Raw genomic sequence first — 24,398 nt, forward strand, 5'->3', positions numbered from 1 at the left:
TTCAAGGAATGTCAGCATGAGTGACTTTACAACACGTCCTGAAATCCTCGGTACCTTCGGTGTCGTGACGTCCACCCACTGGATCGCGTCGGCCGTCGGCATGGCCATCCTCGAAAAGGGCGGCAATGCCTTTGACGCGGCGGTCGCGACGGGCTTCGTACTTCAGGTGGTCGAGCCGCATCTCTGCGGCCCCGGCGGCGATATGCCGGCGATCATCTACTCGACGAAGAAGGACAAGGTCGAGGTCATCTGTGCGCAGGGACCTGCACCGGCTGGCGCCACAATCGAGCACTACACGGCGGAAGGTCTTAAGCTCATCCCGGGTGATGGCCTGCTCGCCACCGTCATCCCCGGCGCCTTCGATGGCTGGATGCTGATGCTGCGCGACTACGGCACGATGTCCGTGCGCGAAGTTCTGGAGCCGGCGATCTATTATTGCGAACACGGCCATCCGGTGCTGCCGCGCGTCTCGGCGACCATCAAGGGACTTGCGGAATTTTTCGAGAAGGAATGGCCGACCTCCTACGAGACATGGCTGCCGGGCGGTTCTGCGCCGGAGCCGCATTCGAACTTCAAGAACCCGGTTCTCGCAGAGACCTGGAAGCGCATCATTGCGGAAGCGGAGGCAAAAACCGGCCGCGAGGCGCAGGTTGATGCTGCCCGCGACGCCTTCTATCGCGGTTTTGTCGCCGAGGCGATCGAGGATTTCCTGAAGACCGCCGAGGTCATGGATGCCAGCGGTTCGAAGCACAAGGGCGTGCTGACCGCTGCCGACATGGCCGGCTGGAGCGCCACGATCGAGGCGCCGCAGACCTACGATTACCACGACTGGACCATTGCCAAGACGCCGAGCTGGGGGCAGGGGCCGGTTCTGCTACAGTCGCTGGCGCTGCTGAAGAAGATCGATCTGGCGTCTATGGACCCTTCCGGCCCGGAATTCGTGCACACTGTCATCGAGGCGATGAAGCTCGCCTTTGCCGACCGCGAAGTCTATTACGGCGACCCCGAATTCGCGCAGGTTCCGGTCGAATACCTGCTGTCGGACAGTTACAATGACGAGCGTCGCAAGCTGATCGGCGCAGAAGCGTCGTACGAACTGCGTCCCGGCAGGGTTTCCGGTTTCGAGAACCAGTACGACCTCACCATGTCGATGCTGGCGAGCTATAGCGGCAAGGGTGCCGTTTACGAGCCGACCATGTCGCATCTCTCCGAAAAGCGTGGCGACACCGTCCATATCGACGTCATCGACCGCTGGGGCAACATGGTTTCGACCACACCCTCCGGTGGCTGGCTGCAGTCCTCTCCGATCGTTCCCGGCCTGGGTTTCGCGCTGAACTCGCGTGCGCAGATGTTCTGGCTGCAGGAGGGTCTGCCAACCTCGCTGGCGCCGGGCCGTCGTCCGCGCACGACGCTGACGCCGTCGCTGGCACTGCATCAGGGCCGCCCGACACTCGCCTTCGGAACGCCCGGTGGTGACCAGCAGGACCAGTGGCAGCTGCCGTTCTTCCTGCGCTACGTGCACCATGGCAAGAACCTGCAGGCGACCATCGACATGCCGCTGTTCCACACCACGCATTTCCCGGGTTCGTTCTATCCACGCACCAGCCAGCCGGGCAACATCATGGTCGAGGCGAGCGTCGGCGAGGCGGCGCTGGGCGACCTGCGCAAGCGCGGCCACGATGTCACCGTGTCGGATACGTGGACGGTTGGTCGTCTGACCGCTGCCAAGCGCGAGGCTGACGGCCTGCTGCGCGCGGCGGCAACGCCACGCCTGATGCAGGCCTATGCGGTGGGGCGCTGAGCATGGCTGACGCGCCCGTCCTGTCCGTCAGGAACCTTACCACCTCGTTCCGCACCGGCGACGGCTGGAAGACCGTGGTTCGCGACGTCTCCTTCGATGTAAACACCGGCGAGACGGTGGCGATCGTCGGTGAATCCGGCTCCGGCAAAAGCGTCACCTCACTGTCGATCATGCGACTGCTGTCGCAGGGTTCGAGCCGCATCGAAGGTGAGGTTCTGCTCAATGGCCGAAATATTCTTGCTCTGTCGGAAAAGGAGATGCGCGGCGTGCGCGGCAACGACGTCGCGATGATCTTTCAGGAGCCGATGACTTCGCTCAACCCGATCTTCACGATAGGTCGGCAGATTTCGGAGGTGCTGGTCCGCCACAAGGGCATGACGGCATCCCAGGCCCGCGAGGAAACGGTGCGGCTGCTGGAAAAGGTGCGGATTCCAAACGCCTCGTCGCGCTTCGACGAATACCCGCACCAGTTTTCGGGCGGCATGCGCCAGCGCGTAATGATCGCCATGGCGCTCGCCTCAAAGCCAAAACTTCTGATTGCCGACGAGCCGACGACGGCGCTTGACGTGACCATCCAGGGTCAGATCCTCGACCTCATAAAAGTCCTTCAGGAAGAAGAGGGCATGTCCGTCCTCTTCATAACCCACGACATGGGCGTTGTTGCGGAGATCGCCGACCGCACGATCGTCATGTATCGCGGCGAGCAGGTCGAAGCTGGAGCCACCGAAGACATCTTCCTCCGTGGCAAGCATCCTTACACACGGGCGCTTCTTTCGGCCGTGCCGAAACTGGGCTCTATGAAGGGTCACACGTGGCCGACGCGTTTCCCGGTCGTTGATGTGACGACGGGCGAAGCGGCGGAGCCGGTCGAGGCTACCGATACAGTGGAGAAGGGCAAGACGCCGCTTCTGGCGGTGAAAAACCTCGTCACCCGCTTTCCTGTCCGCTCCGGCCTGTTTTCCCGCCAGACCGGCGCGGTGCATGCGGTCGAGAACGTCTCCTTCGACCTGTTTCGGGGTGAAACGCTGGCGCTCGTCGGTGAATCTGGTTGCGGCAAGTCCACGACGGGCCGGTCGATCATGCGCCTGATCGAACCGACCGGAGGCGAGGTCTCGCTCGACGGTTATGATGTGCTGCGGCTCGACCAGGTCGGTCTGCGCAATCTGCGCAAGAGCGTGCAGATGATCTTTCAGGATCCGTTCTCCTCTCTTAATCCGCGCATGAGCGTCGGAGCGGCGATCTCGGAGCCGTTCATCAAGCACAAGCTCGGTACGGCCAGGCAGGCGAAGGAAAAGACGGCCGACCTTTTGACCAAGGTGGGCTTGTCGCCGGACATGGCGGATCGTTACCCGCACGAGTTTTCCGGTGGCCAGCGCCAGCGCATCGCCATCGCCCGCGCACTGTCGCTCGATCCCAAAGTGATCGTGGCCGACGAAAGCGTGTCGGCACTCGACGTGTCGATCAAGGCGCAGGTCTGCAACCTGCTGCTCGATCTGCAGCAGAGCCTCGACATCGCCTTTCTGTTCATCTCCCACGACATGGCGGTGGTCGAGCGCGTCAGTCACCGGGTGGCGGTGATGTATCTGGGAGAAATCGTGGAGATCGGCCCGCGTGCTGCGGTGTTCGAAAACCCGCAGCATCCCTACACGAAGAAGCTCATGGCGGCGGTACCTGTGCCAGATCCTGGGCGGCGCGGGATCCGACGAGGCATCTCCAACGACGAACTGAAGAGCCCGATACGCGGCATGGACTACAAGCCGCCGGTGCGGCAATACCGCGAGGTGTCGGAAGGTCACGTGGTCCAGGTGGCCTGACCGGTGTGGTCATAGCGCAGGTTTCAGGCGGTTCAACCGGCTGAGCGCGTTCCGTCGACGGCCGTCCGCGGCTCATCCTGTCCCACAATGCGATGAGAGTTACCTGATTTAACGGTAACGCCATGAGGCGTTACCGTTACGTACTTGTGGCCAGTTCGGTTGTCGTGATGCTCACCGCATCAAAAGGAGCGGCAGCCATGTCCAGGTCATTCGAAGGGAAGGTCGAGCTCGACATTCGCGACTCGAAACCCGATTGGGACGCCTTTCTCGCGAAGCGAGCGCCAACCGGAGCACCCAACGTACTTGTCATTCTCTACGATGATACCGGCCAGGCAGCCTGGTCGCCCTATGGTGGGCGGATCGAGATGCCCACTCTCGATCGCCTTGCCAAGAATGGGCTGACGTACAGCCAATGGCACACAACGTCGGTATGCTCGCCGACACGTTCGACCTTCCTGACCGGTCGCAATCACCATCAGAACGGATTTGGCACGATCGCCGAGTCGGCTGTCGGCTTTCCCGGCTACTGTGGCCATCGCGCCGCCAATATCGCCACCATGGCCACCGTCCTGCGTGATGCGGGCTGGAGTACTTTTTGGGTAGGAAAGAACCACAACGTCCCGGTCGACGCCTTCGACATGGCATCGTCACGAAAATTCTGGCCGCTTGGGCTAGGCTACGACAGATTCTATGGCTTTATCGGCGGTGAGACGAACCAATGGTATCCCGAGCTCATCGAAGACAACCACTTCGTAGAACAGTCCTCCTATCCGGAGGACGGCTATCATTTCTCCAAGGATATCGCCGACAAGGCGATCAACTTTATCCGCGATTCCAGACAGTCACAGCCTGAGAAGCCTTGGTATCTGTGGTATTGCCCCGGTGCAAACCACGCGCCGCATCATGCACCTGAGGAATTCATCGCGAAGTACAAGGGCAAGTTCGATGATGGCTATGAGGCCTATCGCGAATGGGTGCTGAAGCGGATGATCGGACGCGGCATCCTGCCCGAGGGCACCGAACTTACGCCGCTCAATCCGATGGCCGAGGGCACGTTCATGGAGGGCGATGCCGTCCGCCCTTGGGCCGAATTGTCGGCTGAAGAGAAAAAACTCTTCTCCCGTATGGCCGAAGTCTATGCGGCCTTCTCCGAGTATACCGATGTCCAGATCGGCCGACTTGTCGATTACCTCGAGGAGTCCGGCCAGCTCGACAACACTGTGATCCTGTACTGCGCCGACAATGGCGCGTCCGGCGAAGGCAGTCCCAACGGGTCGGTGAACGAAAACCGCTTCTTCAACGGCTATCCGGACGACATCGAAAGCAACATGGCGATGATCGACAAGCTTGGATCGCCGGATACCTACAACCACTATCCCACGGGTTGGGCGGTCGCCTTCTCCACGCCGTACCGGATGTTCAAGCGATACTCGCAGTACGCCGGCGGGACTTGCGATCCGCTGATCATCCATTGGCCGAAAGGCATCAAGGCCAAGGGTGAGATCCGGCATCAATATCATCACTGCACCGATATCGTGCCGACGATCCTGGATTGTTGCGGCATCACGTTTCCTGACGAGGTCGATGGCGTGAAGCAGGAGCCGCTCGTCGGCGTTTCGATGCGCTATTCGTTCGACGATGCAGATGTCCCGACCAAGAAGGAAACACAGTATTACGAGATGTTGTCCACGCGCGGCATATGGCACAAGGGATGGAAAGCGGCGACCGAGCATGGTCCGCTTATCGACAGAGGGCGGTTCGACCAGGATCGCTGGCAGCTCTTCAATACTGATCAGGACAGGGCCGAAGCGAACGATCTGGCCAGCGAGCATCCCGACAAGGTCAAGGAACTTGCCGCACTCTGGTTGAAGGAGGCGGAGCGGTATAGCGTGCTGCCGCTCAATGATCTCGGGATCGTCGACCTCCATGCGCTCGAGTACAAGGCAGCCAAGCCGGCGAGCGGCCGTTACGTCTATTATCCCGGAACGACGGAGATCCCGGAAGCCTCGGCAGCGCGGACCCTCGGCAATACGTTCAAGATCTTCGCTGAGGTTGAGTTTGCCGGGGACACGCAGGGCGTGATCGTTTCGCAGGGGTCGCGCTTCGGCGGCTATTCGATGTTCGTGACGGGCGGGAAGCTGAACTTCGTCTATAACTTCCTCGGTATTCCGCCCGAACAACGCCTGAGCTGCGACATCCCCAAGGTCGGAAAGCACATCGTTGGCGTCGAGTTCATCAAGGATAGCATTGGAAAGAACCACGAGGCGCTCGGCAGGATGACGCTTTACGTCGATGAGGAGGTCGCCGACGCTGGCAGTTTCCGGGTACAGACGGGGCACTATGCCCTGGCGGGGGAGGGGCTTGCCGTCGGCTACGACAGCGGTGATCCTGTATGCGGTGACTACAAGCCGCGTTTCCCCTTTACAGGCGGGCGCATCATCAAGGTGGTCTACGACGTCGCCGACGATGTGTATCTCGATCTGGAGCGCAAGTTTGCTGCGGCGATGGCGCGGGACTGAACGTTCTCGTACGGCCTTGGAGAAGACGTACCCTTCAGGAGGCCGGTTCCAGTTGGTGGGTTGGAACCGGGCCGCTGATCCGGCGATAGTGGAATGTATCCTTGTCGGAGGCCATGGCTTCCTCGATCAGCGCCGCCATCCGGGCGTGGAGCGGAGATTTGATGCAGGCCGGGTCGGTGGCCGCCGCATTTCCGGCAATCGCCATCGCCTGGCAGCGGCAGCCACCCCAGTCGATCTCCTTGCGCTCGCAGCCTCGGCAGGGCTCGGCCATCCATTCCGTGCCGCGGAAGGCGTTGAAGGCCGGGGAGCCATGCCAGATTTCGGAAAGGCTCCTGTCGCCGAAGCGGTCAAAAACAAGGTTGGGTATAGTGCCTGCGGCATGACAGGGCAGGACGGTGCCGTCCGGCGCAACCATGAACGCATCGCGCGCCCAGCCTCCCATGCAGGGTTTCGGGTAGATCGCGAAATAGTCCGGAGTGACGAAATCGACGGTAAGAATGCCGTATAGCTCTTCCTGGGCGCGGCGCACGACCTCCACTTCGCGCTCCACGGCCTCCCTGTCCGGCATCAGCGCGTTGCGGTTCAGGAGCGCCCATCCCGCATATTGCACATTGGCGATCTCCAGACGCTCGGCATCGAGTTCGAGAGCAAGTTCGATGAAATCCGGTACCTCGTCCATGTTGTGCCGGTGGACGGGGGCATTGATGGTGAGTGGCAGGCCGGCGGCCCGCACTCGGCGTGCCGTCTCCATCTTCTTCTCGTGGCTGCCACGGTTGTTGCCGATCTTCTCGGTCGTCGGCGCGAAGGCGCCCTGGAAGCTGATCTGCACGTGGTCGAGCCCGGCATCCGCCATGGCTTCGATCCGGCCCTCGGCAATGCCAACGCCGGCGGTGATCAGGTTGGTGTAGACCCCGCGCCGCGAGAGGGCTTCGATCATTACCTCGAGGTCGGGCCTCAGCGTCGGTTCGCCGCCGGAGAGATGAATCTGCAGCACGCCGAGATCTGCCGCCTGCTCAAATAGCGAGACCCAGGCCTCCGTCGGCATTTCGCGGTTGGCCTTCAGGAGTTCCACGGGATTGGAGCAGTAGACGCATTGCAGCGGACAGCGGTGCGTCAGTTCGGCCAGCATGCCAATCGGCGGAAGGATTGTCTCACTCATAGCGTCACCAGAAATCGATCGGACCATTCCTGCATGAATGCCTCCACATCGGCGGCGATCTCTTCGACCGGCGCCTCGTATTGTCCGGCCAGTTCCTCCAGGATCTGCGTCACCGTATGCTTGCCGTCGCAAAGCCTGAGGATGTCGAGGCTCACCTCGTCCGGCCAGAACACCTTTTCCGGCGACAGCAGTGCCCAGGCGCCGCGCACCGGATCATATTGCAGTCTTACATGCGGCTTCAGGGCCGGCATCGAGTTGGCCGACACGACCGCCCGTTCGCGTTGCGGCCTCATCTTTCCCGCTCCGGGTCGAAGGCGCCCGGCGGTATGTGGCCGTGCTCGCCATAGGCCTGTTCCAGGGCGTCCAGCATCGCCCACAATACGTCGCATTTGAAGACAAGCGCGTCGATCACCGCCTGCTGCTTCTCGGCGCTGTCCGCATGCTCCAGGACATAGGCGAGAGCGAAATCGGCGTCGCGCGCGGCCTGCGCTGGACGAGCCGTGAAATAGCTCAAGGTATCATCGTTGATATAGTCGTACTTCGCAAGCATGGCCGGCACGCGCTCGCTGATGATCGTCGGAGAGAAGAGTTCCGTCAGCGACGAGGCAACCGCTTCGAGCAGCGTACGGTTGGTACAGTAGGAAAGATAGGCGCCGACTGCAAACCGGGTTGCCGGAAGTGCCGCTCTCTCGCTGATCACCAGCGCCTCGCCGAGCCCTAGCCCCGTCGCGAGTTTCACCCAGCGGGCGATGCCGCCATTCCAGCCGTCGGTGCCGTCATGGTCTTCGATGCGCTTGCGCCATTCCGCGCGAAACGCCGGGTCTTCGGCTCGAGCGATGATCATCGCATCCTTACGAGGAATGACAGACTGGTAGCAGTAGCGGTTCAGTGCCCAGGCTTGCAGCTGGCCCTTGGAGAGGGTCCCCGACGTCATCTTGTGGTGCAGCGGATGACGGTTGTGATAGCGCGATGCCCCGACCTTGCGCAGCACATTCTCGAGTTCTGTCGGCGTCAGGCCGCCGCTTGCAGCATCTGCGAATTCATTCACAGGCGAACCTCCATTCCGTCATACCCTATCTCCCAACCGTGTTCCCTGACGATCTGGGCCTCGGGAGACCGCTCGTCGAGGATCGGATTGGTGTTGTTGATGTGCACGTAGATGCGGCGGCCGATCGGGACATCAGCCAATGCGGCGATGGAACCGTCCGCTCCCGCGATATGCATATGGCCCATGCGCTGGCCGGTCTTTGCCCCTACGCCTGCCGCCAGCATCTCGTCATCGGTAAAGACGGTGCCGTCGAACATGAGGCATTGAGCCCCGTCGAGCCGTGCCTTGAGGTCACGGTCGACCCGCGCGCAGCCGGGGATATAAAAAGCGCTTGCGTCACTGTTGTCAGACGTAATGCGCAAGCCGACCGTATCGCCCTCCTGCGTTCCGAAGCCCTCGTCCGCCTTTGCCTCATCCTCAAGGAAAAGGGCGATCTTTCCCGGGACTGGAAATGCCTCGATGGAAATGCCCGTCGGGCGCCCCTGCCAATCCAGAATGATTGACTTCGCATCTAACGAAAGCTTGCGCCGTTCGACGAGCGTACGGTCGAGCACGTTGAAGATGGAGTTCTGCTCCAGAACCGCCAAAACGCGATCGGTCGCGTAGATGACGAACCGCTCCTTTTCGCGCAGGCTCAGAAGCCCGGCGATGTGGTCCACATCGGCATTGGTCAACACTACGGCGGAGATCGGGGTGGATCGTAGGGGGCCGCTTGCTGCTGGCTGAAGACAGGTCGTCGCGGCAATCTGTTCGCGGATGTCCGGAGAGGCGTTGAAAATGATCCAGTCATTCCCGTTGGCGCAGGCGGCAAGACTTGACTGGGTTCTGGTCCTGAGGCCGGCTGCGCCTGTTCGCGCGGCCCGGCTCAAATGAAAATTACAATTCCACTGGGGAAATCCGCCTCCGGCGGCGGATCCCAGGATCTTTAGATGCATAGCGCCTTCCCCTTGCCGAGGCGATTTCCATCGCCTTGTGGATACCTGAGGGGCCGCCCCACCCGGAAGGCCCGGATAGGACGGTGGAGGCTAGCTATTTCTTCGCGGGCAGTTGGGCAGGAAAGTAACGTGACATCTCCATTCCAACAGCGACCGTGCACATCGCTGGTTTCTTCCAGATCTTTTTCATTAATTCCTCCTTCCTCGCAACGGCCATATCGGCCACGTCCACCATACGCTCAAATAGTTTATATCCAAGTCCCAGCATTGTCACGAAAGCTTGGTCGGCACGGTCTCGTTTTTTCAGTTGAAATCCAGTTTAACTTGGTTAGGTTGGCTGCGGCACCGAAATGTTCTTACACAGATCCGACTTGCGTCGGGGTTTCTGTATGGCGTTCGTTGGGAGGCGGGTTCGCGGTGCGCAATGTGTTCCTTGTATCTATTTCCGTTTTGCTTTCAGCTTCGATCATATGCGATGTTGCAGCGCAGCAGCCGGCCAAGGCCGTGAAGCCGGTCCTGGAAATCAAGTTAGGTTATATTCGAGCTTACGAGCCTCAGCTGGCGCTTTCCGTGCTGGATGTTGCGCCGCGCGACGAAGGCGTTGCCGGTGCGGAGGTGGCCGTCGCGGACAACAACACGACAGGCAGTTTCCTTGGGCAAAAATTCTCGCTTGATGTGGTGGAGGTGAAGCTCGGCGCGGATGTCGTCGCGGCGTACGAGGAGTTGGTGCAGAAGGGGGTCACATACTTTCTGACGGACCTTTCCGCCCCACAACTTCTCTCGATAGCCGACCTTGCCCAGGACAAGGGGCTGCTGATCTTCAACGTAGGTTCGACCGATGACAGCCTGCGCGAGGAAGAGTGCCGTTCAAACGTGTTCCACGCGGCTCCTACCCGCACGATGCTTGCGGATGGGCTGGCTCAGTATCTGATCTGGAAACAGTGGCGACGATGGGTATTGGTCCATGGTTCGCACGATGCCGATAAGCAATTCGCCGACGCGCTGCGTCGGGCGGCTACCCGCTTCGGTGGCGAGATCGTTGCGGAAAAAGAGTTTGCCGACACTGGTACCGCGCGACGGACGGATTCCGGCGTGGTGCAAATCCAGCGGCAGATGCCTGTTTTCACGCAGGATTTTCCCGAACACGACGTATTGCTGGTGGCGGATGAGAGCGAGGTTTTCGGAACCTATCTTCCATACCGTACCTGGGTTCCGCGACCGGTAGCAGGAACTGCCGGCCTGGTTCCGTCCGCATGGCATCCCGCGAGTGAGCAATGGGGCGGCACCCAGATCCAGAACCGTTTCGCCAAGGCAAATGGCCGGCGGATGCTATCCAAGGACATGGCGGCCTGGACTGCCGCCAGGATCATTGGCGAGGCCGCTACACGCACCCAGGTAGCGGATACGGCAAAGATAGCCGATTTCATTCGCAGCGAGGATTTTTCCATCGCCGCCTTCAAGGGGCAGAAGCTGACTTTCCGTGAGTGGAACTGGCAATTGCGCCAGCCCATCTTCTTGGGAGATGACCGGTCGGTGGTTTCGACCTCGCCGCAGGAAGGGTTTCTTCATCAGGTTTCCGAACTCGACACGCTCGGGATCGACCAGCCGGAGACGAAATGTGTGTTGGACTAGCTTTTGAGAAGGGGAGAGGACCGAATGCTACGAAAACTGACGTTGCTTTCTATCGGATTTGCCGGCGCCACAAGCCTGTGCAGCCCGGCTTTTGCCTACATGGTCTACGTCTCGAACGAGAAGGACAATACCGTCACGGTGGTGGACTCAACGACGATGGAAGTCGTCCGGACCATCGATGTGGGACAAAGGCCACGCGGGATCACGATTTCCCACGACGGCAAGTACATCTACCTTTGCGCCAGCGACGATGACACGATCGAGATCATCGACACGGCGACCCACGAGATCGTGGGCTCGCTGCCTTCCGGGCCGGATCCTGAGCTCTTCGTGCTCTCACCGGACGGGAAAACCCTCTATGTCGCCAATGAGGACGACAATCTGGTTACCGTCATCGATCTGGAAAGCAAGGGCGTGCTGGCCGAAGTGCCGGTTGGCGTGGAGCCGGAGGGCATGGGCATCAGCCCGGACGGCAAGTCCATGGTCAATACCTCCGAAACGACCAACATGGCCCATTTCATAGACACAGCGACGAACGAGATCACCCATAACGTCCTCGTCGATTCCCGCCCGCGCTTCGCGGAGTTCAAGCCGGACAATTCCGAAGTCTGGGTGAGTTCGGAAATCGGCGGCACGGTCTCCGTCATCGACAACTCCACGCGCGAGATCAAGCACAAGATCAGCTTCGAAATCCCGGGGCTGCGTTCGGAGGCCATCCAGCCGGTTGGCGTGCGCATCACTGCGGACGGCAAGAAGGCCTATGTGGCGCTCGGGCCTGCCAATCGCGTGGCGGTGGTCAATACCGAGACCTACGAAGTTGAAAAATACGTGCTCGTCGGGCAGCGGGTCTGGCAGCTCGCATTCACGCCCGACCAGAAGACGATCATCAGCACGAACGGCGTTTCGAACGACATTACTTTCATCGACGTCGCCACCGACGAGCCGGTTCAGTCCGTGACTGTCGGCGCACTGCCTTGGGGAGTGGTGGTGTCTCCCAACTGATCCATAGGACCGAAGTCTTTTTCAAGGAGGAGGAAAACATGAAGAAATATGGGAAATTCGTGCTCTATGCATTTTTGGGAGCCGCTTTATCGGTGACGTCCAGCCTTGCGCAGGAGGCCGACGACGATGACGATGATGAAGCACCTGCGGCTGCGGAAGCATCGCAACGGGTCTCACGGGCAAGCAAGGATGTCCCGGAACTCATTCTCGGATCAGCCGGCGATAGTTTTACCGTCAACCAGAAAGACTTCGAACTGATCGCCGGGCAGGGTTATCGCTGGAAGATCACGTCGGCAGCCGGGCTGGAGTACAAATTCGCCACCGACCTGTTCCGCAATGTGTGGATGAACCAGATCGTCATCAATGACCTGGAGGTTCACATGAACGGTGCGCCGGCCTGGCTCGAGTTCGACGCGGAAGGCACGATGCAAGTGCAGTTCACGACGATCCGGCCCGGCAACTATACCTGGTCCGTTCCCGATCTTGCAGACAAGGGCATGAAGGGTACGATCGCCATCAAGTAGGATTCAGCCTACTTGCGCTCTGCCCTTGAACGAGAGCCACGTCATGCAGCATGTGAAGGCGAATGAGGGCATAAAACTGCCTGCGGCGCTTGAGGTCTCGGGCGTGACCCATGCCTACGGCCCGAAGAAAGCCTTGTCCGACGTATCCTTTGCGATCGCGCCGGGCAAGTTTACGGTCTTGCTTGGTCTCAACGGGGCCGGCAAGACCACGCTCCTGTCACTGGTCAGTCATCTCTACAACGCGCGTCACGGTACCATTCGCATCTTTGGGCACGACATAAGCCGGCAGCCGGGCGAAGCGTTGCGTCGCCTCGGCATCGTATTTCAGGCGCGCACGCTGGATCTCGATCTCACCGTCCATCAGAACCTGTCCTACCATGCCTCTCTCCACGGGATCGGCAGCCGCGGTGCATCTGAGCGCATCAAGGTGCTGCTGGCCCAGGTCGATATGGGCGACCGCCTCCACGACAAGGCGCGCAGCCTTTCCGGGGGGCAGATGCGGCGTGTCGAGATCGTGCGGGCGCTTCTGCATAGACCGCAACTGCTCCTGCTCGATGAGGCGACCGTCGGGCTCGACATACAATCGCGGGCCGAAATCCTGGCAACCATCCGGGAGCTTGTGGCAAGGGATGGCATCAGCGTTTTCTGGGCTACGCATCTGATCGACGAGGTCCAGGAAAGCGACCATGCCGTGGTTCTTCACAAGGGCGAAGTGCTGGCAACCGGAAAGGTGACCGACGTCACTCGTTCGGCCGGTGCCGAAACCATTCGACAGGCCTTCTCGACCTTGACCGGATTGAAGCAGTCTTCGAGCGAAGGAGGTCCGTCATGATTGTTCCAGGCGCTACGTTGGCGGAGATCTCTACCGCTCCGGGCTTCAGCTTCCGCCAGTATCTCGTCTGCCTCAAAGGCATCCTGATCCGGGAAGGCCTCCGCTTTCTCAATCAGCGGGAGCGGTTCATTTCGTCGCTGGTTCGCCCGCTCCTCTGGCTGTTCGTGTTCGCGGCAGGTTTTCGCCAGGTTCTCGGAGTCTCCATCATTCCGCCCTACAGGACCTATGTGCTCTATGAGGTCTACATCACCCCCGGCCTGTGTGCCATGATCCTGCTGTTCAGCGGTATGCAGTCCTCGCTTTCGATGGTCTATGACCGCGAAATGGGAAACATGCGGACCCTGCTCGTCAGTCCGTTCCCGCGCTGGTTCCTGCTGGTATCCAAGCTGTTTGCCGGTGTCACCGTGTCGATACTGCAGGTCTATGCGTTTTTGGCTGTGGCTTGGTTTTGGGGGGTGAGGCCCCCCTTGTCGGGTTATCTCCTTGTTCTGCCCGCGCTGTTCCTTTCCGGCATGATGCTCTGCTCCCTCGGGATGCTGCTGTCGTCGATGATCAAGCAGCTGGAGAACTTTGCCGGCGTCATGAACTTTGTGATCTTCCCGATGTATTTCGCATCGCCCGCTCTTTATCCGCTCTGGCGCATTCAGGAATCGAGCCCGCTCCTTCACAAGATCTGCCTGGCAAATCCGTTCACCTATGCCGTTGAGCTGATCCGTTTCGCCCTTTACGGCCAGGTCGATTGGCACTCCCTGCTGGTGGTCCTGGGATGCATCGTCCTGTTCCTAGGCGGTGCGATCCTCGCCTACGATCCATCGACCGGGCTGCTCGTCCGAAGGCAAGACACAGGAGGAAACGCATGATGCGATGGCTCATCACATGGATATCCGTCACTGTCGCGCTGGGCAGCATATCCAGCGACGCTGTTCGAGCTGCCCAGGGCGATGATCCGGAGTGGCCCTGTATCCAGCGCAAGGTGCCGGAATTATCGATTGGGCAGATCTGGACTGGCGGCGAGCTTCCTCCGGCGACAGCGGACTGGCAGAAAGATGCTGCGGTTTCGCTTCTGGTGGCTGAGCTTTCAGCGCGCCGGATGCCGCTGGCGGAGGCAGAGCAGCGGATCAGGGAATTCGCCAAGGGGCAACCGGACCAGCACCGGAAGCAGCGAATGCTGATGCTGGTGCAGGGGTTGTTCGACCACATGAACCGGGAGCGTTCGCACGTGATTTCCGGCATCGCGCGCTATGCTGACCGGCAGCGCGAAATGGCGGCACAGTTGCGTCAGGAGGCTTCTGCCGTCGATGCATTGCGTGTGAAACCCGATGTCAATGCCAACGAGCTTGCAGTGCGCAATGACCGCCTCATCTTCCAGACGCGCATCTTCCAGGAACGCGTGCAATCTCTGACGTTCGTCTGCGAAGTGCCGACTCTGGTTGAGCAGCGTCTCTACGCGCTTGCCAAGGCGATCGGTGAGACGCTGCAGCCGAAGTAACCCCGGAACGGGCTATTTCGGGAATTGCTTCAGGTAGGCGATGACGTTAGCGACATCCTCGTCTGCCTTCAGGCCCACGAATGCCATCTTCGTGCCCTTGATGAATGTCTTCGGATTATGAAGGTAGGTGGCCAAAGTCTGTTCATCCCATACGGTACCTGCCTTACCGGCATCGGTCATAGCCGCCGAGTACTTGAACCCCTCATGCGTTCCGGCGGTCCTTCCGATGACGCCCATCAGCGACGGCCCGATCTTGTTCTTGTCGGCATCGACAACGTGGCAGGCCTTACATTTCGTGAATACCTTTTCGCCCGCGGCGGCATCCTGCGCGGGACAATGTCCTGCCGTCGCGAGAATTATGCCCAATGCACTAAAACAGACAGTGGCATGCATGCTTTCCTCCTGAGGTTCGAGCAGTCGGAATGATGCCTGGAAGTCGGCATCACGCTGAACTTCACTCACGCCACTGAACGTAACCCTACCGCAGGGCAAGTCAACAAGCGCAAAACTGTCATCGCCTCGCATCGCCAAGGGCGGATATTTGCACGATGTTGACGCACCTTGGTCGCCCGCGTATCCTCATTCTCAGCTTTCCATCGGGCACCTTGCGAAGGCTGTTTCAGGCTGGCGTGCGGCGCATGACAGTCTGCGTTGTTTCTGCGCGACTGCGTGCAGGGAAAGGTGCCAATGAACCTCGTCGATCTCGTGCTCACCGTGTGCGTGCTGGCCAACCCCAGCAATTGCCGCACCGAGCACCTCTATTTCGAGAGCCAGGGATCGCTCTTTCAGTGCATGATTCTGGCCCCCACCCAAATCGCGAAGTGGTCCGAGAGCCATCCGGCTGTAAGGATCGTGCGCTGGAAGTGTGTTTTTCCTGACCAGAGCCGGGAAATCTGACGCTCTGTTCGCTGTCGTTGGAGGGGTTATGAGCATATTGAGGCGCGAATTTTGCGGATCGGCGCTGTTGGCCGTCGCAAGTTCTTTGGTGATGCGTGGACCGGCCCATGCGGCGGCTCCGAAGATCAGGGTCGGTGTCCTGAAGTTTGGTACGGTGAACTGGGAGCTCGACACGATCAAGCACCATGCGCTCGACGTGGCGAACGGGGTCGAGGTCGAGGTCGTTTATTTCGCCGGCGAGGATGCCACCAACGTGGCCATTCTGGGAGGAAGTGTCGACGTCATTGTCTCCGACTGGCTGTGGGTGTCTCGTCAGCGTTCGCAGGGCGCCGGCCTAACGTTGGTCCCCTATTCGACGGCGGTTGGCGCCATCATGGTCAAGCAGGAGGCGCCTCTCCGCGGTATTCCAGACCTTGTGGGCAGGAAAATCGGCGTGACCGGCGGTCCGCTCGACAAGAGCTGGCTGCTGATCCAGGGCCTTGCCCGGCGTGACTACCAGATCGACCTGCCCGAAAAGAGCGAGATCCTCTTCGGTGCGCCGCCGCTTCTTTCGGAGAAGGCCGCTACCGGAGAGCTCGATGCCGTCCTCAACTTCTGGCATTTCTGTGCCAGGCTGGAGGCCAACGGGTTTCGCCGCCTGATCGGCGCGGAGGAGGCAGCCACGGCACTGGGGGCCACGGGACCTGTCTCGGCGTTGGGATATGTCTTTCACGATCAATGGGCGAACGAGCATCTGGAGGCGGTGATGGGCTTCGTCCAGGCCAGCGCCCAAGCCAAGAAAATCCTGGCGGAGTCCGATGCGGAATGGCAACGCCTTGCTCCGATCGTGCGTGCGGAGGGAAGGGAACTCGAGGTGCTGCGCACCCGCTATCGCGAAGGCATTCCCGGCCGGCCCATAGCAGAGGAAGAAAGCGATGCCGCCAGGCTGTACGAGGTTCTTGCCGAGCTGGGTGGCGACAGGCTGGTTGGTGACGCAAGGCAGATGGCGCCCGGAACGTTCTGGGCTGGCCTGAAAACATGACGGCAGGCTTCGGATCTGGAAAGCCGGCGGGTGCAAACAGGCCGGAGCGACGCGGGTGGCTGTTTCTTCGACGAGGCCTGCCTCTGGTTACGGCCCTCGCATCGTTGCTGGGGCTGTGCCTGCTCTGGCAAGTCGCAGCCGGAATCTGGCCTAGCCGGGCCTTTCCGCCGCCCGTCGATGTCTGGCGCGTCCTTACCAGGGATGCGGCCAACGGCGAGCTCGCTTACCACCTTGCAATGACACTCTGGCGTGTTGCCGCTGCCTATGCGGGGGCTATGGTCGTGGGCTCGGTAATCGGAGTTCTTCTTGGCATGCACCGGCGTGCCGATATGTTTTTCAATCCCTGGCTTGTTCTTTTTCTCAATCTGCCGGCATTGGTGGTTATCGTACTGGCCTATATCTGGTGGGGGCTGACGGAGGCGGCGGCAGTCGGTGCGGTCGCAATCAACAAGATACCGAATGTTGTCGTTACCATGCGGGAGGGCGCGCGAGCGCTGGATGCCCGTTTTACCGAAATGGCCAGCGTCTATCGTTTGACGCCCCTGGATCAGGTCCGGCATGTCCTGATCCCGCAGTTGCAACCATACTTTGCGGCGGCGTCCCGCTCGGGCATTGCGTTGATCTGGAAGATCGTCCTGGTCGTCGAGCTGCTTGGCCGGTCGAATGGCGTCGGCTTTCAGATATACCTTTACTTCCAGCTCTTTGACGTCGCCGCCATCCTTGCCTATTCACTGGCCTTCGTGGCCATTATGCTGTTGATCGAAATCTTTCTGGTGCAGCCCTTTGAACGACATGCAACCCGTTGGCGCCGCCGCCCCGCTTAAAGTCGACATTCGAGAAAAGACGTTCCGATCGGCTGAAGGCGTAACGCTTGTCGCGCTGGAGGGCCTCTCGTTCGAGGTGCGGCAGGGCGAGTTTGCCTGCCTGTTCGGTCCATCGGGCTGTGGCAAGACGACGACGTTGCGTATCCTGATGGGGCTCGATCGCCAGTTTTCGGGCAAGGTCCAGTTGCCCGAAGGCGGTTCCAACCGGGTCGCCGCTGTATTTCAGGAGCCGGTTCTGCTCCCTTGGCGGACGGTGGAGCAGAACGTTCGCCTGGCGCTGCCCCGAAACATGAGAGATGCGGACCTTGGCCACCTGTTCGACCTGCTGGGTCTCTCCGGCCTGGAAGCGCTCTATCCTTCGGAGCTTTCGCTCGGGCTTGCGCGCCGCGCCGCGCTTGCTCGCGCCTTTGCCATCGAGCCGGCGCTCCTCTTCCTGGACGAGCCTTTCGCCTCGCTCGACGAACCGACCGCCGATCGGCTTCGCCATCTTCTCATGAGGGTTTGGTCGGCCCGACCGACGACTGCGCTTATGGTGACGCACAACCTGCGGGAGGCATTGCTTCTGGCGGATCGCATCGTTGTTCTGTCTCCGCGGCCGGCGCATGTTGCCGGCATCTTTGACGTTTGTATCTCCCGCCATTCCCGCGATGCACAGGCGCTGGACGATCTCGTTTCGGAATTTCGCATGAGATTTCCGGACGAGGTCTGATCGCTCTCCGGAACTCCACGCCGATCGCGGGAGGAAGACGGCTAAGTTGTCTCGCTAGAAGCAGCGGACATCTGCTTCGGCCTGGGCGCGCTTCAGTTCAGTGGTCGCCGATCTCGCCGCGGCGCTCTGCCGGAACAGAACTCCCTTTTCACCGGTCAGAAGTCCAAGGCTTCTAAACGTTTCCGCGGCCTCGTAGCGCTCGTAAGGTACGATCGACGTGATCACATCGATAGAACAGGAACATTTTTCCAGGGCGGTCCGGGTCTCGCCGTTGGATTTCATGCAGCCATATACGTAATCGACGACTGCGATTGTCGGGTAACCGCCTGCGGCCGACGCCACCGTGGCGAACATCGACGCTACCCCAAGTGTCATCCCTGCGATCCTGATGGTCATCTTGGTCTCCAAAGGCCGCTCGAACGAGCTGAAAGCAGTCATGCATCCTCTCTCGAAGGTAGAGTAATTCTTGCGTCATTAAAGTAAAAATACAGCACGGGTAAATTGTCAATTATGCTGCAAGGCAATCTGTTTTGTGCGATGCACAACATAGCGGAATTTATTCTTGCCTATGCAGATTTGTTCGCATATCTTCTTCTTTAGTTTCCGACTTCAAGGCTTTGCCGATTGGGAGCGGCAAAATCTCGTAGGTAGCCTGGCTGGGCATAACGGTGCCCTCTGTCCATCCGGCCGAACCGTGACACGCTGGCGGAAGCGCATGTCCCACAGACAAGCTAGATGGCTTTGGCTGGCCTATGTGGTCTCCCGAGGAACTTAATGATGAGCCTCGGGTGCATTTCAACATCGGGAGGATTTTCGCATGCGCATGCTTACAAAATATGCCTGTCTGCCATTGGCGGCCGCCGGCTTCATAGCTGCGGCACTCTCTGGTACTGCGTTAGCAAATGATGATCTGACCGCTCTATCGTCCGACCCGAAGAACTGGGCCATGCCCACGGGCGACTATGCCAATCACCGCTATTCCAAGCTCAACCAGATCACCAAGGACAACGTCAAGGATCTGCAGGTCAAGTGGACCTTCTCGACCGGTGTCCTGCGCGGCCATGAAGGTGGCCCGTTGGTGATCGGCGACGTCATGTACGTCCATACGCCGTTCCCCAACATCGTCTACGCGCTCGATCTCAATAACGACGGGAAGATTCTCTGGAAGTATGAACCGAGACAGGATCCGAACGTCATCGGCATCATGTGCTGCGATACCGTCAACCGCGGGGTTGCTTACGGCGATGGGAAGATCATCCTCAACCAGGCGGATACGACTGTTGTCGCGCTCGATGCCAAGACCGGTAAAGTCGTATGGTCCGTGAAGAACGGTGAACAGATCGACGGCGGAAAGGGCGAATCCGGCACGGCGGCTCCGATGGTCGTCAAGGACAAGGTGATCATCGGTGTATCGGGTGCCGAATTCGGTGTCCGCGGCTGGACGGCGGCCTACAATCTGAAGGATGGCTCGCTCGCATGGAAGGCCTATTCCATGGGGCCGGATTCTGAAACGCTGATCGACCCAGAGAAGACGACCCATCTCGGCAAGCCGGTCGGCGCCGACTCCGGCACCAACACCTGGGAGGGTGAACAGTGGAAGACCGGTGGCGGAACGACATGGGGATGGTTCTCCTATGATGCGAAGACCAATCTCATCTTCTATGGTACGGGCAACCCTTCCACCTGGAACCCTGTACAGCGGCCCGGTGATAATCGCTGGTCCATGACCTTGATGGCTCGCGACGCCGATACTGGCATGGCCAAATGGCTCTATCAGATGACCCCACATGACGAGTGGGATTATGACGGGATCAATGAAAACATCCTCGTCGATGCGATGCAGATCAACGGCCAGCCGCGAGACGTGCTCGTGCATTTCGACCGGAACGGTTTCGCCTACACGATGGATCGGACCAGCGGGGAACTGCTGGTCGCCAAGAAGTACGACCCGAAGGTCAACTGGGCAACGGAAGTGATCATGGACCCCTCGAGTGACCAATTCGGTCGCCCGCAGGTCGTGGCAAAGTTTTCCACCCAGCAAAACGGTGAGGACGTAAACACGACGGGCATCTGCCCTGCGGCTCTCGGGACAAAGGATCAGCAGCCGGCCAGCTATTCGCCGAAGACCGGTCTGTTCTACGTGCCGACCAACCACGTCTGCATGGACTACGAGCCCTACAAGGTCAGCTATACGGCTGGGCAGCCTTATGTCGGGGCGACCGTTTCCATGTACCCGACCCCGGACAGTCATGGCGGGATGGGCAACTTCATCGCGTGGGATGCTGCAAAGGGTGAGATCGTCTGGTCGAAGCCTGAGCAATTCTCGGTCTGGTCCGGCGCACTGGCAACGGACGGCGATGTGGTCTTCTACGGAACGCTTGAAGGCTACATCAAGGCGGTCGATAAGGACGGCAACGAACTCTACAAGTTCAAGACGCCGTCCGGCATCATCGGCAATATCAACACCTACGAGCATGGCGGCAAGCAGTATATCGCCGTCCTCTCCGGTGTCGGTGGCTGGGCGGGCATCGGACTTGCCGGAGGACTGTTGTCACCAGATAACGCCGCCGCGTGGCACGGAGCTGTCGACCAGGGTCGCGAGCAAGGTGATGAAGCTCAGGTCGTGGGTACTGCAGGTCTCGGTGCAGTCGGTGGTTATGCCGCGCTTGCGGACTACACCACGCTCGGTGGCCAATTGACGGTGTTCGGTCTGCCGGATTGAGGCTCCGTCAGTGATCGATGAACTGCGCCTCTCCGGCGCAGTTCATCTGGATACCGGCGCCTCGTCTGAGACAGGCGCCGGCATCCTCTCTTTTCCTGTTTCCCTATCGGTCTCTGCTGGTGCGTCGTGTTCCGGCGTCGTGAACGTGAGGTTTTTAATGGCTTTTCGCATGGCAGTTCTGGCGCTCGGCGCCGTGTTCTCTCTCTTGACCCTCGAAACCCCCATGGCGGCAGATGACAAGGAAAAGGCCGCAGCAGTGACAGACGAAGATGGCAAGTATTTCGATGCCGAAGGTAATCCGACGTTCAAGATTGAGAGCGATGGGACTGTCGATTGGTACACGTTCAGTGGCTATCGTCGCTACCACTCGGATTGTCATGTCTGTCACGGCCCCGATGGCGTCGGGTCAAGTTATGCACCTGGATTGGCGGAAAGCATGAAGAATCTGGACTACGCCGGCTTCCTCTCGATCGTTGCGGAGGGACGCAAGAATGTTGGCGGCGGCAAGGAGAACGTCATGCCGGCGTTCGGCGAAAACAAGAACGTCTATTGCTACCTCGACGATATCTACGTCTACCTGCGCGCCCGCGCCGTCGGCGCAGCGCCGCGAGGCCGCCCGCCCAAGAAGGCCGACAAGCCGGAAGCGGCAAAAGCCTTCGAAGCCTCCTGCATGGGAGGCTGACATGGGGCTCGGCGTTAACGCGACGCGCAGGATAGCGCTCATCATTGCATGCTTGGTCGTACTGGCGCCGCCGCAGGCATATGCTCAAAGCGCCGGGCTCGGCGCCGCCGGCGAACTCGTCGATCCGGAGCGGTTGCGGGTGTGCGCCGACCCTTCCAACATGCCGTTTTCGGACGAGAGCGGCGAGGGGTTCGAGGACAAGCTTGCCAAGATGGTCGCGGAGGGAACCGGGCGAAAGTCGGTTTCCTATACATGGTTTCCTTCGATTACCGGCTTTGTCCGCAACACGCTCGGGGCCAATCGCTGCGACATCATCATGGGATATGCTCAGGGAGACGAACTGGTCCAGAATACCAACGCCTATTATCGCTCGTCCTATGTACTGGTTTACAAGAAGGACGGACCTCTTTCCGGCGTGGAAACGCTGACCGATCCGAGGCTCGCAGACAAGCGGATCGGTGTAGTCGAGGGTACGCCTCCGTCCGCCAGCATGGCCTCGGCGCAACTGCTGCGCAAGGCGAAGGTCTACCCGCTGATGGTCGATACGCGTGTCGCACCCTCGATGGCGGAGATCATGATCAGAGACATGCTGGCCGGGGTGATTGACGCTGCGGTGATCTGGGGTCCGATGGCCGGCTATTACGCGAAGAAATCCGGAGCCGATCTGGCGCTTGTACCGCTGATCAAAGAGAAGGGCGGCCAGCGCATGATCTATCGGATCACGATGGGTGTTCGCCCCTCGGACCAGCAATGGAAACGCACGCTAAACACCTTCATCCGGGATCACCAGGCAGACATCAACAAGCTGCTGCTCGAATACGGCGTGCCGCTGCTGGATGAACACGATCAGGCGATCACGCAATGAAGCTGTAGTGAATTACAGGGGAGAAAAATCAATGGATGTGCGCGCCGCGGTAGCCGTTCAGGCTGGCAAGCCACTGGAGATCATGACCGTGCAGCTGGAAGGCCCGCGTGCCGGCGAAGTGCTGGTCGAGGTCAAGGCGACGGGCATCTGCCACACGGATGATTTCACCCTGTCGGGTGCCGATCCGGAAGGCCTGTTCCCGGCCATCCTCGGCCACGAGGGCGCCGGCATCGTCGTCGATGTCGGTCCGGGCGTCACCTCGGTGAAGAAGGGCGACCACGTCATCCCGCTCTACACGCCGGAATGCCGCGAGTGCTATTCCTGCACCTCGCGCAAGACCAATCTGTGCACCTCGATCCGCGCCACGCAGGGCCAGGGCGTGATGCCCGACGGCACGTCGCGCTTCTCGATCGGCAAGGACAAGATCCACCACTACATGGGCTGCTCGACGTTTGCCAACTACACGGTCCTGCCCGAGATCGCGCTTGCCAAGGTCAACCCGGACGCGCCGTTCGACAAGATCTGCTACATCGGCTGCGGCGTCACCACCGGCATCGGTGCGGTGATCAACACCGCCAAGGTCGAGATCGGCTCGACCGCGATCGTCTTCGGTCTCGGCGGTATCGGCCTCAACGTGCTGCAGGGCCTGCGGCTGGCCGGCGCCGACATGATCATCGGCGTCGACATCAACCCGGACCGCAAGGCATGGGGCGAGAAGTTCGGCATGACGCATTTCGTCAACCCGAAGGAGGTCGGCGACGACATCGTGCCCTATCTGGTCAACATGACCAAGCGCAACGGCGATCTCATCGGTGGCGCCGACTACACGTTCGATTGCACCGGCAATACCAGGGTGATGCGCCAGGCGCTGGAGGCCTCGCATCGCGGCTGGGGCAAGTCGATCATCATCGGCGTCGCCGGCGCCGGCCAGGAGATCTCCACCCGTCCGTTCCAGCTGGTCACCGGCCGCAACTGGATGGGCACGGCCTTCGGCGGCGCGCGTGGCCGCACCGACGTGCCGAAGATCGTCGAGTGGTACATGGAGGGCAAGATCCAGATCGATCCGATGATCACCCACACCATGCCGCTCGAGGACATCAACAAGGGCTTCGAACTGATGCATTCGGGCGAATCGATCCGCGGCGTGGTGGTTTATTGAGCGCGCGCTTTCGCCAAAGCTTGGCTGACAGACGGCGACGATGAAGGCCGTTTGCGACGAGGTATTCCGGACGCTGGCCGGGCGTTCGAACGGAGGGCAATGAGGTCGCCGCCGGCAAGAGGGGCGGGCCTTGGAGAGGGAGGAGACATTCTATGGCAAGTGCGATTTCGATCCATCCCGCGGTGGATGGAGGTGTGCAACCGGCCAGTTCCGGCTTTTCGGGAGGCACGCTGGTCTGCGCCTGCACCGACAGGCCGGTGAAGGTGCGGATAGAGGGGCAGGTAGCCCACAACCATGCCTGCGGCTGCACCAAATGCTGGAAACCGAATGGCGCCGATTTCTCCATCGTCGCGGTTGTGCCGCACGACAAGGTGACGGTGCTGGAGAATGGCGACAAGCTCGCCGTTGTCGATCCGGCCGCTTTGATACAGAGGCATGCCTGCAAGGAGTGCGGCGTGCACATGTACGGGCCGGTCGAGCGCGAGCATGCATTCCAGGGGTTGGACTTCATCCATCCCGAACGGTTTCAGGAATCGGGTTGGGCGCCGCCCGGGTTTGCGGCCTTCGTTTCGTCGATCATCGAGTCGGGAGTGGATCCCGGCCGGATGGACGGCATACGAGGTCGATTGAAAGAGCTGGGACTGGAGCCCTACGATTGCCTGTCGCCAGCCCTGATGGACTATGTGGCGACCTGGGTGGCTAAAAAGTCGGGCGCAATTCCGTCCTGAAGGTGGATGTAAGGCACTCTCCGTCAGCATGCTGAC

24 protein-coding genes are annotated in these 24,398 nt (G+C 60.2%); 18 read left to right on the top strand and 6 right to left on the bottom strand.

Translation table 11 applies throughout. From position 1 onward, the window contains the following. The first annotated feature begins 16 nt into the window (after window positions 1-16). The 3 genes from LH464_RS20910 to LH464_RS20920 all read left to right on the top strand — a co-directional run bounded on the left by LH464_RS20910 (window position 17) and on the right by LH464_RS20920 (window position 6,134). Window positions 17-1,801 (top strand): gamma-glutamyltransferase family protein, encoded by a 1,785-nt coding sequence (locus tag LH464_RS20910; protein WP_226788352.1) that lies wholly within the window; start codon window positions 17-19, stop codon window positions 1,799-1,801. A 2-nt stretch (window positions 1,802-1,803) separates the two neighbouring features. Beyond that, a complete protein-coding gene (locus LH464_RS20915; protein ID WP_226788353.1) occupies window positions 1,804-3,615 on the top strand; it encodes an ABC transporter ATP-binding protein in 1,812 nt (603 codons plus the stop codon). Between the two features lie 197 nt (window positions 3,616-3,812). Then, window positions 3,813-6,134 (top strand): arylsulfatase, encoded by a 2,322-nt coding sequence (locus LH464_RS20920; RefSeq protein WP_226788354.1) that lies wholly within the window; start codon window positions 3,813-3,815, stop codon window positions 6,132-6,134. Between the two features lie 34 nt (window positions 6,135-6,168). Here LH464_RS20920 and pqqE read toward each other — a convergent pair whose 3' ends face one another. From pqqE to pqqB, 4 genes are read right to left on the bottom strand one after another with little or no spacing between them, the layout of a single operon-like run. Next, the gene (gene pqqE / locus LH464_RS20925) at window positions 6,169-7,293 is read right to left on the bottom strand and encodes a pyrroloquinoline quinone biosynthesis protein PqqE (protein WP_226788355.1); all 1,125 of its coding nucleotides are present in this window, start codon (window positions 7,291-7,293) and stop codon (window positions 6,169-6,171) included. Further along, window positions 7,290-7,586, bottom strand: coding sequence for a pyrroloquinoline quinone biosynthesis peptide chaperone PqqD (gene pqqD / locus LH464_RS20930; protein WP_226788356.1), 297 nt, complete (start codon window positions 7,584-7,586; stop codon window positions 7,290-7,292). Before pqqD ends, pqqE begins: the two co-directional genes overlap by 4 nt. Then, window positions 7,583-8,341: a pyrroloquinoline-quinone synthase PqqC gene (gene pqqC / locus LH464_RS20935; RefSeq protein WP_226788357.1), complete on the bottom strand. Its 759-nt coding sequence runs from the start codon at window positions 8,339-8,341 to the stop codon at window positions 7,583-7,585. The genes pqqD and pqqC overlap by 4 nt, the downstream gene beginning before the upstream one ends. Then, window positions 8,338-9,276 (bottom strand): pyrroloquinoline quinone biosynthesis protein PqqB, encoded by a 939-nt coding sequence (pqqB, locus tag LH464_RS20940; RefSeq protein ID WP_226788358.1) that lies wholly within the window; start codon window positions 9,274-9,276, stop codon window positions 8,338-8,340. Before pqqB ends, pqqC begins: the two co-directional genes overlap by 4 nt. A 465-nt stretch (window positions 9,277-9,741) precedes the next feature. On the opposite strand from pqqB, the gene LH464_RS20945 reads away from it, so the two are divergent. From LH464_RS20945 to LH464_RS20970, 6 genes are read left to right on the top strand one after another with little or no spacing between them, the layout of a single operon-like run. Beyond that, window positions 9,742-10,908 (top strand): ABC transporter substrate-binding protein, encoded by a 1,167-nt coding sequence (locus tag LH464_RS20945; RefSeq protein WP_226788369.1) that lies wholly within the window; start codon window positions 9,742-9,744, stop codon window positions 10,906-10,908. Between the two features lie 24 nt (window positions 10,909-10,932). Then, a complete protein-coding gene (locus LH464_RS20950) occupies window positions 10,933-11,910 on the top strand; it encodes a YVTN family beta-propeller repeat protein (RefSeq protein WP_226788359.1) in 978 nt (325 codons plus the stop codon). 38 nt (window positions 11,911-11,948) lie between these two features. Further along, a complete protein-coding gene (locus tag LH464_RS20955) occupies window positions 11,949-12,434 on the top strand; it encodes a hypothetical protein (protein ID WP_226788360.1) in 486 nt (161 codons plus the stop codon). A 43-nt stretch (window positions 12,435-12,477) separates the two neighbouring features. After that, window positions 12,478-13,266 (top strand): ABC transporter ATP-binding protein, encoded by a 789-nt coding sequence (locus LH464_RS20960; protein ID WP_226788361.1) that lies wholly within the window; start codon window positions 12,478-12,480, stop codon window positions 13,264-13,266. Continuing rightward, complete coding sequence (locus LH464_RS20965; RefSeq protein ID WP_390625026.1) at window positions 13,263-14,126, top strand: ABC transporter permease; 864 nt, start codon at window positions 13,263-13,265, stop codon at window positions 14,124-14,126. The genes LH464_RS20960 and LH464_RS20965 overlap by 4 nt, the downstream gene beginning before the upstream one ends. Next, the gene (locus tag LH464_RS20970) at window positions 14,123-14,755 is read left to right on the top strand and encodes a hypothetical protein (protein ID WP_226788362.1); all 633 of its coding nucleotides are present in this window, start codon (window positions 14,123-14,125) and stop codon (window positions 14,753-14,755) included. Before LH464_RS20965 ends, LH464_RS20970 begins: the two co-directional genes overlap by 4 nt. Before the next feature lie 12 nt (window positions 14,756-14,767). Here LH464_RS20970 and LH464_RS20975 read toward each other — a convergent pair whose 3' ends face one another. Continuing rightward, window positions 14,768-15,148, bottom strand: a complete 381-nt coding sequence (locus tag LH464_RS20975; protein ID WP_226788363.1) for a c-type cytochrome — start codon at window positions 15,146-15,148, stop codon at window positions 14,768-14,770. A 294-nt stretch (window positions 15,149-15,442) separates the two neighbouring features. Here LH464_RS20975 and LH464_RS20980 point away from each other — a divergent pair, with 294 nt between their 5' ends. From LH464_RS20980 to LH464_RS20995, 4 genes are read left to right on the top strand one after another with little or no spacing between them, the layout of a single operon-like run. Continuing rightward, complete coding sequence (locus LH464_RS20980) at window positions 15,443-15,652, top strand: hypothetical protein (protein WP_226788364.1); 210 nt, start codon at window positions 15,443-15,445, stop codon at window positions 15,650-15,652. A 28-nt stretch (window positions 15,653-15,680) separates the two neighbouring features. After that, the gene (locus LH464_RS20985) at window positions 15,681-16,673 is read left to right on the top strand and encodes an ABC transporter substrate-binding protein (RefSeq protein ID WP_226788365.1); all 993 of its coding nucleotides are present in this window, start codon (window positions 15,681-15,683) and stop codon (window positions 16,671-16,673) included. Continuing rightward, window positions 16,670-17,497, top strand: a complete 828-nt coding sequence (locus tag LH464_RS20990; protein ID WP_390625027.1) for an ABC transporter permease — start codon at window positions 16,670-16,672, stop codon at window positions 17,495-17,497. Before LH464_RS20985 ends, LH464_RS20990 begins: the two co-directional genes overlap by 4 nt. After that, window positions 17,466-18,206, top strand: a complete 741-nt coding sequence (locus LH464_RS20995; protein ID WP_226788372.1) for an ABC transporter ATP-binding protein — start codon at window positions 17,466-17,468, stop codon at window positions 18,204-18,206. The genes LH464_RS20990 and LH464_RS20995 overlap by 32 nt, the downstream gene beginning before the upstream one ends. Window positions 18,207-18,260: 54 nt before the next feature. On the opposite strand, the gene LH464_RS21000 is transcribed toward LH464_RS20995, so the two are convergent. Continuing rightward, a complete protein-coding gene (locus LH464_RS21000) occupies window positions 18,261-18,602 on the bottom strand; it encodes a hypothetical protein (RefSeq protein WP_390625028.1) in 342 nt (113 codons plus the stop codon). Between the two features lie 427 nt (window positions 18,603-19,029). On the opposite strand from LH464_RS21000, the gene LH464_RS21005 reads away from it, so the two are divergent. The 5 genes from LH464_RS21005 (at window position 19,030) to gfa (ending at window position 24,362) form a co-directional block, all read left to right on the top strand. Next, complete coding sequence (locus LH464_RS21005; protein WP_226788374.1) at window positions 19,030-20,928, top strand: methanol/ethanol family PQQ-dependent dehydrogenase; 1,899 nt, start codon at window positions 19,030-19,032, stop codon at window positions 20,926-20,928. Window positions 20,929-21,085: 157 nt separating this feature from the next. Further along, entirely contained in the window at window positions 21,086-21,610 is a 525-nt protein-coding gene (locus LH464_RS21010; RefSeq protein ID WP_390625029.1) for a c-type cytochrome, methanol metabolism-related, read from the top strand. A gap of 1 nt (window position 21,611) precedes the next feature. Further along, window positions 21,612-22,475, top strand: a complete 864-nt coding sequence (locus LH464_RS21015) for a substrate-binding domain-containing protein (RefSeq protein WP_226788366.1) — start codon at window positions 21,612-21,614, stop codon at window positions 22,473-22,475. 31 nt (window positions 22,476-22,506) lie between these two features. Beyond that, window positions 22,507-23,634 carry an S-(hydroxymethyl)glutathione dehydrogenase/class III alcohol dehydrogenase gene (locus tag LH464_RS21020; protein WP_226788367.1) on the top strand — a complete coding sequence of 376 codons (1,128 nt, stop codon included), beginning with the start codon at window positions 22,507-22,509 and terminating at the stop codon, window positions 23,632-23,634. A 152-nt stretch (window positions 23,635-23,786) separates the two neighbouring features. Continuing rightward, window positions 23,787-24,362, top strand: coding sequence for an S-(hydroxymethyl)glutathione synthase (gene gfa / locus LH464_RS21025; protein WP_226788368.1), 576 nt, complete (start codon window positions 23,787-23,789; stop codon window positions 24,360-24,362). Window positions 24,363-24,398 lie beyond the last annotated feature (36 nt).

Origin of the sequence: Pseudorhizobium xiangyangii (assembly GCF_020531965.1) — a bacterium.
Taxonomy (GTDB): Bacteria; Pseudomonadota; Alphaproteobacteria; order Rhizobiales; family Rhizobiaceae; genus Neorhizobium; species Neorhizobium xiangyangii.

Bases quoted from the DNA above. Each gene is read 5' to 3' on its own strand.
- LH464_RS20910 (WP_226788352.1), top strand. From the start codon at position 17: ATGAGTGACTTTACAACACGTCCTGAAATCCTCGGTACCTTCGGTGTC.
- LH464_RS20915 (WP_226788353.1), top strand. From the start codon at position 1,804: ATGGCTGACGCGCCCGTCCTGTCCGTCAGGAACCTTACCACCTCGTTC.
- LH464_RS20920 (WP_226788354.1), top strand. From the start codon at position 3,813: ATGTCCAGGTCATTCGAAGGGAAGGTCGAGCTCGACATTCGCGACTCG.
- pqqE (WP_226788355.1), bottom strand. From the start codon at position 7,293: ATGAGTGAGACAATCCTTCCGCCGATTGGCATGCTGGCCGAACTGACG.
- pqqD (WP_226788356.1), bottom strand. From the start codon at position 7,586: ATGAGGCCGCAACGCGAACGGGCGGTCGTGTCGGCCAACTCGATGCCG.
- pqqB (WP_226788358.1), bottom strand. From the start codon at position 9,276: ATGCATCTAAAGATCCTGGGATCCGCCGCCGGAGGCGGATTTCCCCAG.
- LH464_RS20950 (WP_226788359.1), top strand. From the start codon at position 10,933: ATGCTACGAAAACTGACGTTGCTTTCTATCGGATTTGCCGGCGCCACA.
- LH464_RS20955 (WP_226788360.1), top strand. From the start codon at position 11,949: ATGAAGAAATATGGGAAATTCGTGCTCTATGCATTTTTGGGAGCCGCT.
- LH464_RS20960 (WP_226788361.1), top strand. From the start codon at position 12,478: ATGCAGCATGTGAAGGCGAATGAGGGCATAAAACTGCCTGCGGCGCTT.
- LH464_RS20965 (WP_390625026.1), top strand. From the start codon at position 13,263: ATGATTGTTCCAGGCGCTACGTTGGCGGAGATCTCTACCGCTCCGGGC.
- LH464_RS20970 (WP_226788362.1), top strand. From the start codon at position 14,123: ATGATGCGATGGCTCATCACATGGATATCCGTCACTGTCGCGCTGGGC.
- LH464_RS20975 (WP_226788363.1), bottom strand. From the start codon at position 15,148: ATGCATGCCACTGTCTGTTTTAGTGCATTGGGCATAATTCTCGCGACG.
- LH464_RS20980 (WP_226788364.1), top strand. From the start codon at position 15,443: ATGAACCTCGTCGATCTCGTGCTCACCGTGTGCGTGCTGGCCAACCCC.
- LH464_RS20985 (WP_226788365.1), top strand. From the start codon at position 15,681: ATGAGCATATTGAGGCGCGAATTTTGCGGATCGGCGCTGTTGGCCGTC.
- LH464_RS20990 (WP_390625027.1), top strand. From the start codon at position 16,670: ATGACGGCAGGCTTCGGATCTGGAAAGCCGGCGGGTGCAAACAGGCCG.
- LH464_RS20995 (WP_226788372.1), top strand. From the start codon at position 17,466: ATGCAACCCGTTGGCGCCGCCGCCCCGCTTAAAGTCGACATTCGAGAA.
- LH464_RS21000 (WP_390625028.1), bottom strand. From the start codon at position 18,602: ATGACCATCAGGATCGCAGGGATGACACTTGGGGTAGCGTCGATGTTC.
- LH464_RS21005 (WP_226788374.1), top strand. From the start codon at position 19,030: ATGCTTACAAAATATGCCTGTCTGCCATTGGCGGCCGCCGGCTTCATA.
- LH464_RS21010 (WP_390625029.1), top strand. From the start codon at position 21,086: ATGGCTTTTCGCATGGCAGTTCTGGCGCTCGGCGCCGTGTTCTCTCTC.
- LH464_RS21015 (WP_226788366.1), top strand. From the start codon at position 21,612: ATGGGGCTCGGCGTTAACGCGACGCGCAGGATAGCGCTCATCATTGCA.
- LH464_RS21020 (WP_226788367.1), top strand. From the start codon at position 22,507: ATGGATGTGCGCGCCGCGGTAGCCGTTCAGGCTGGCAAGCCACTGGAG.
- gfa (WP_226788368.1), top strand. From the start codon at position 23,787: ATGGCAAGTGCGATTTCGATCCATCCCGCGGTGGATGGAGGTGTGCAA.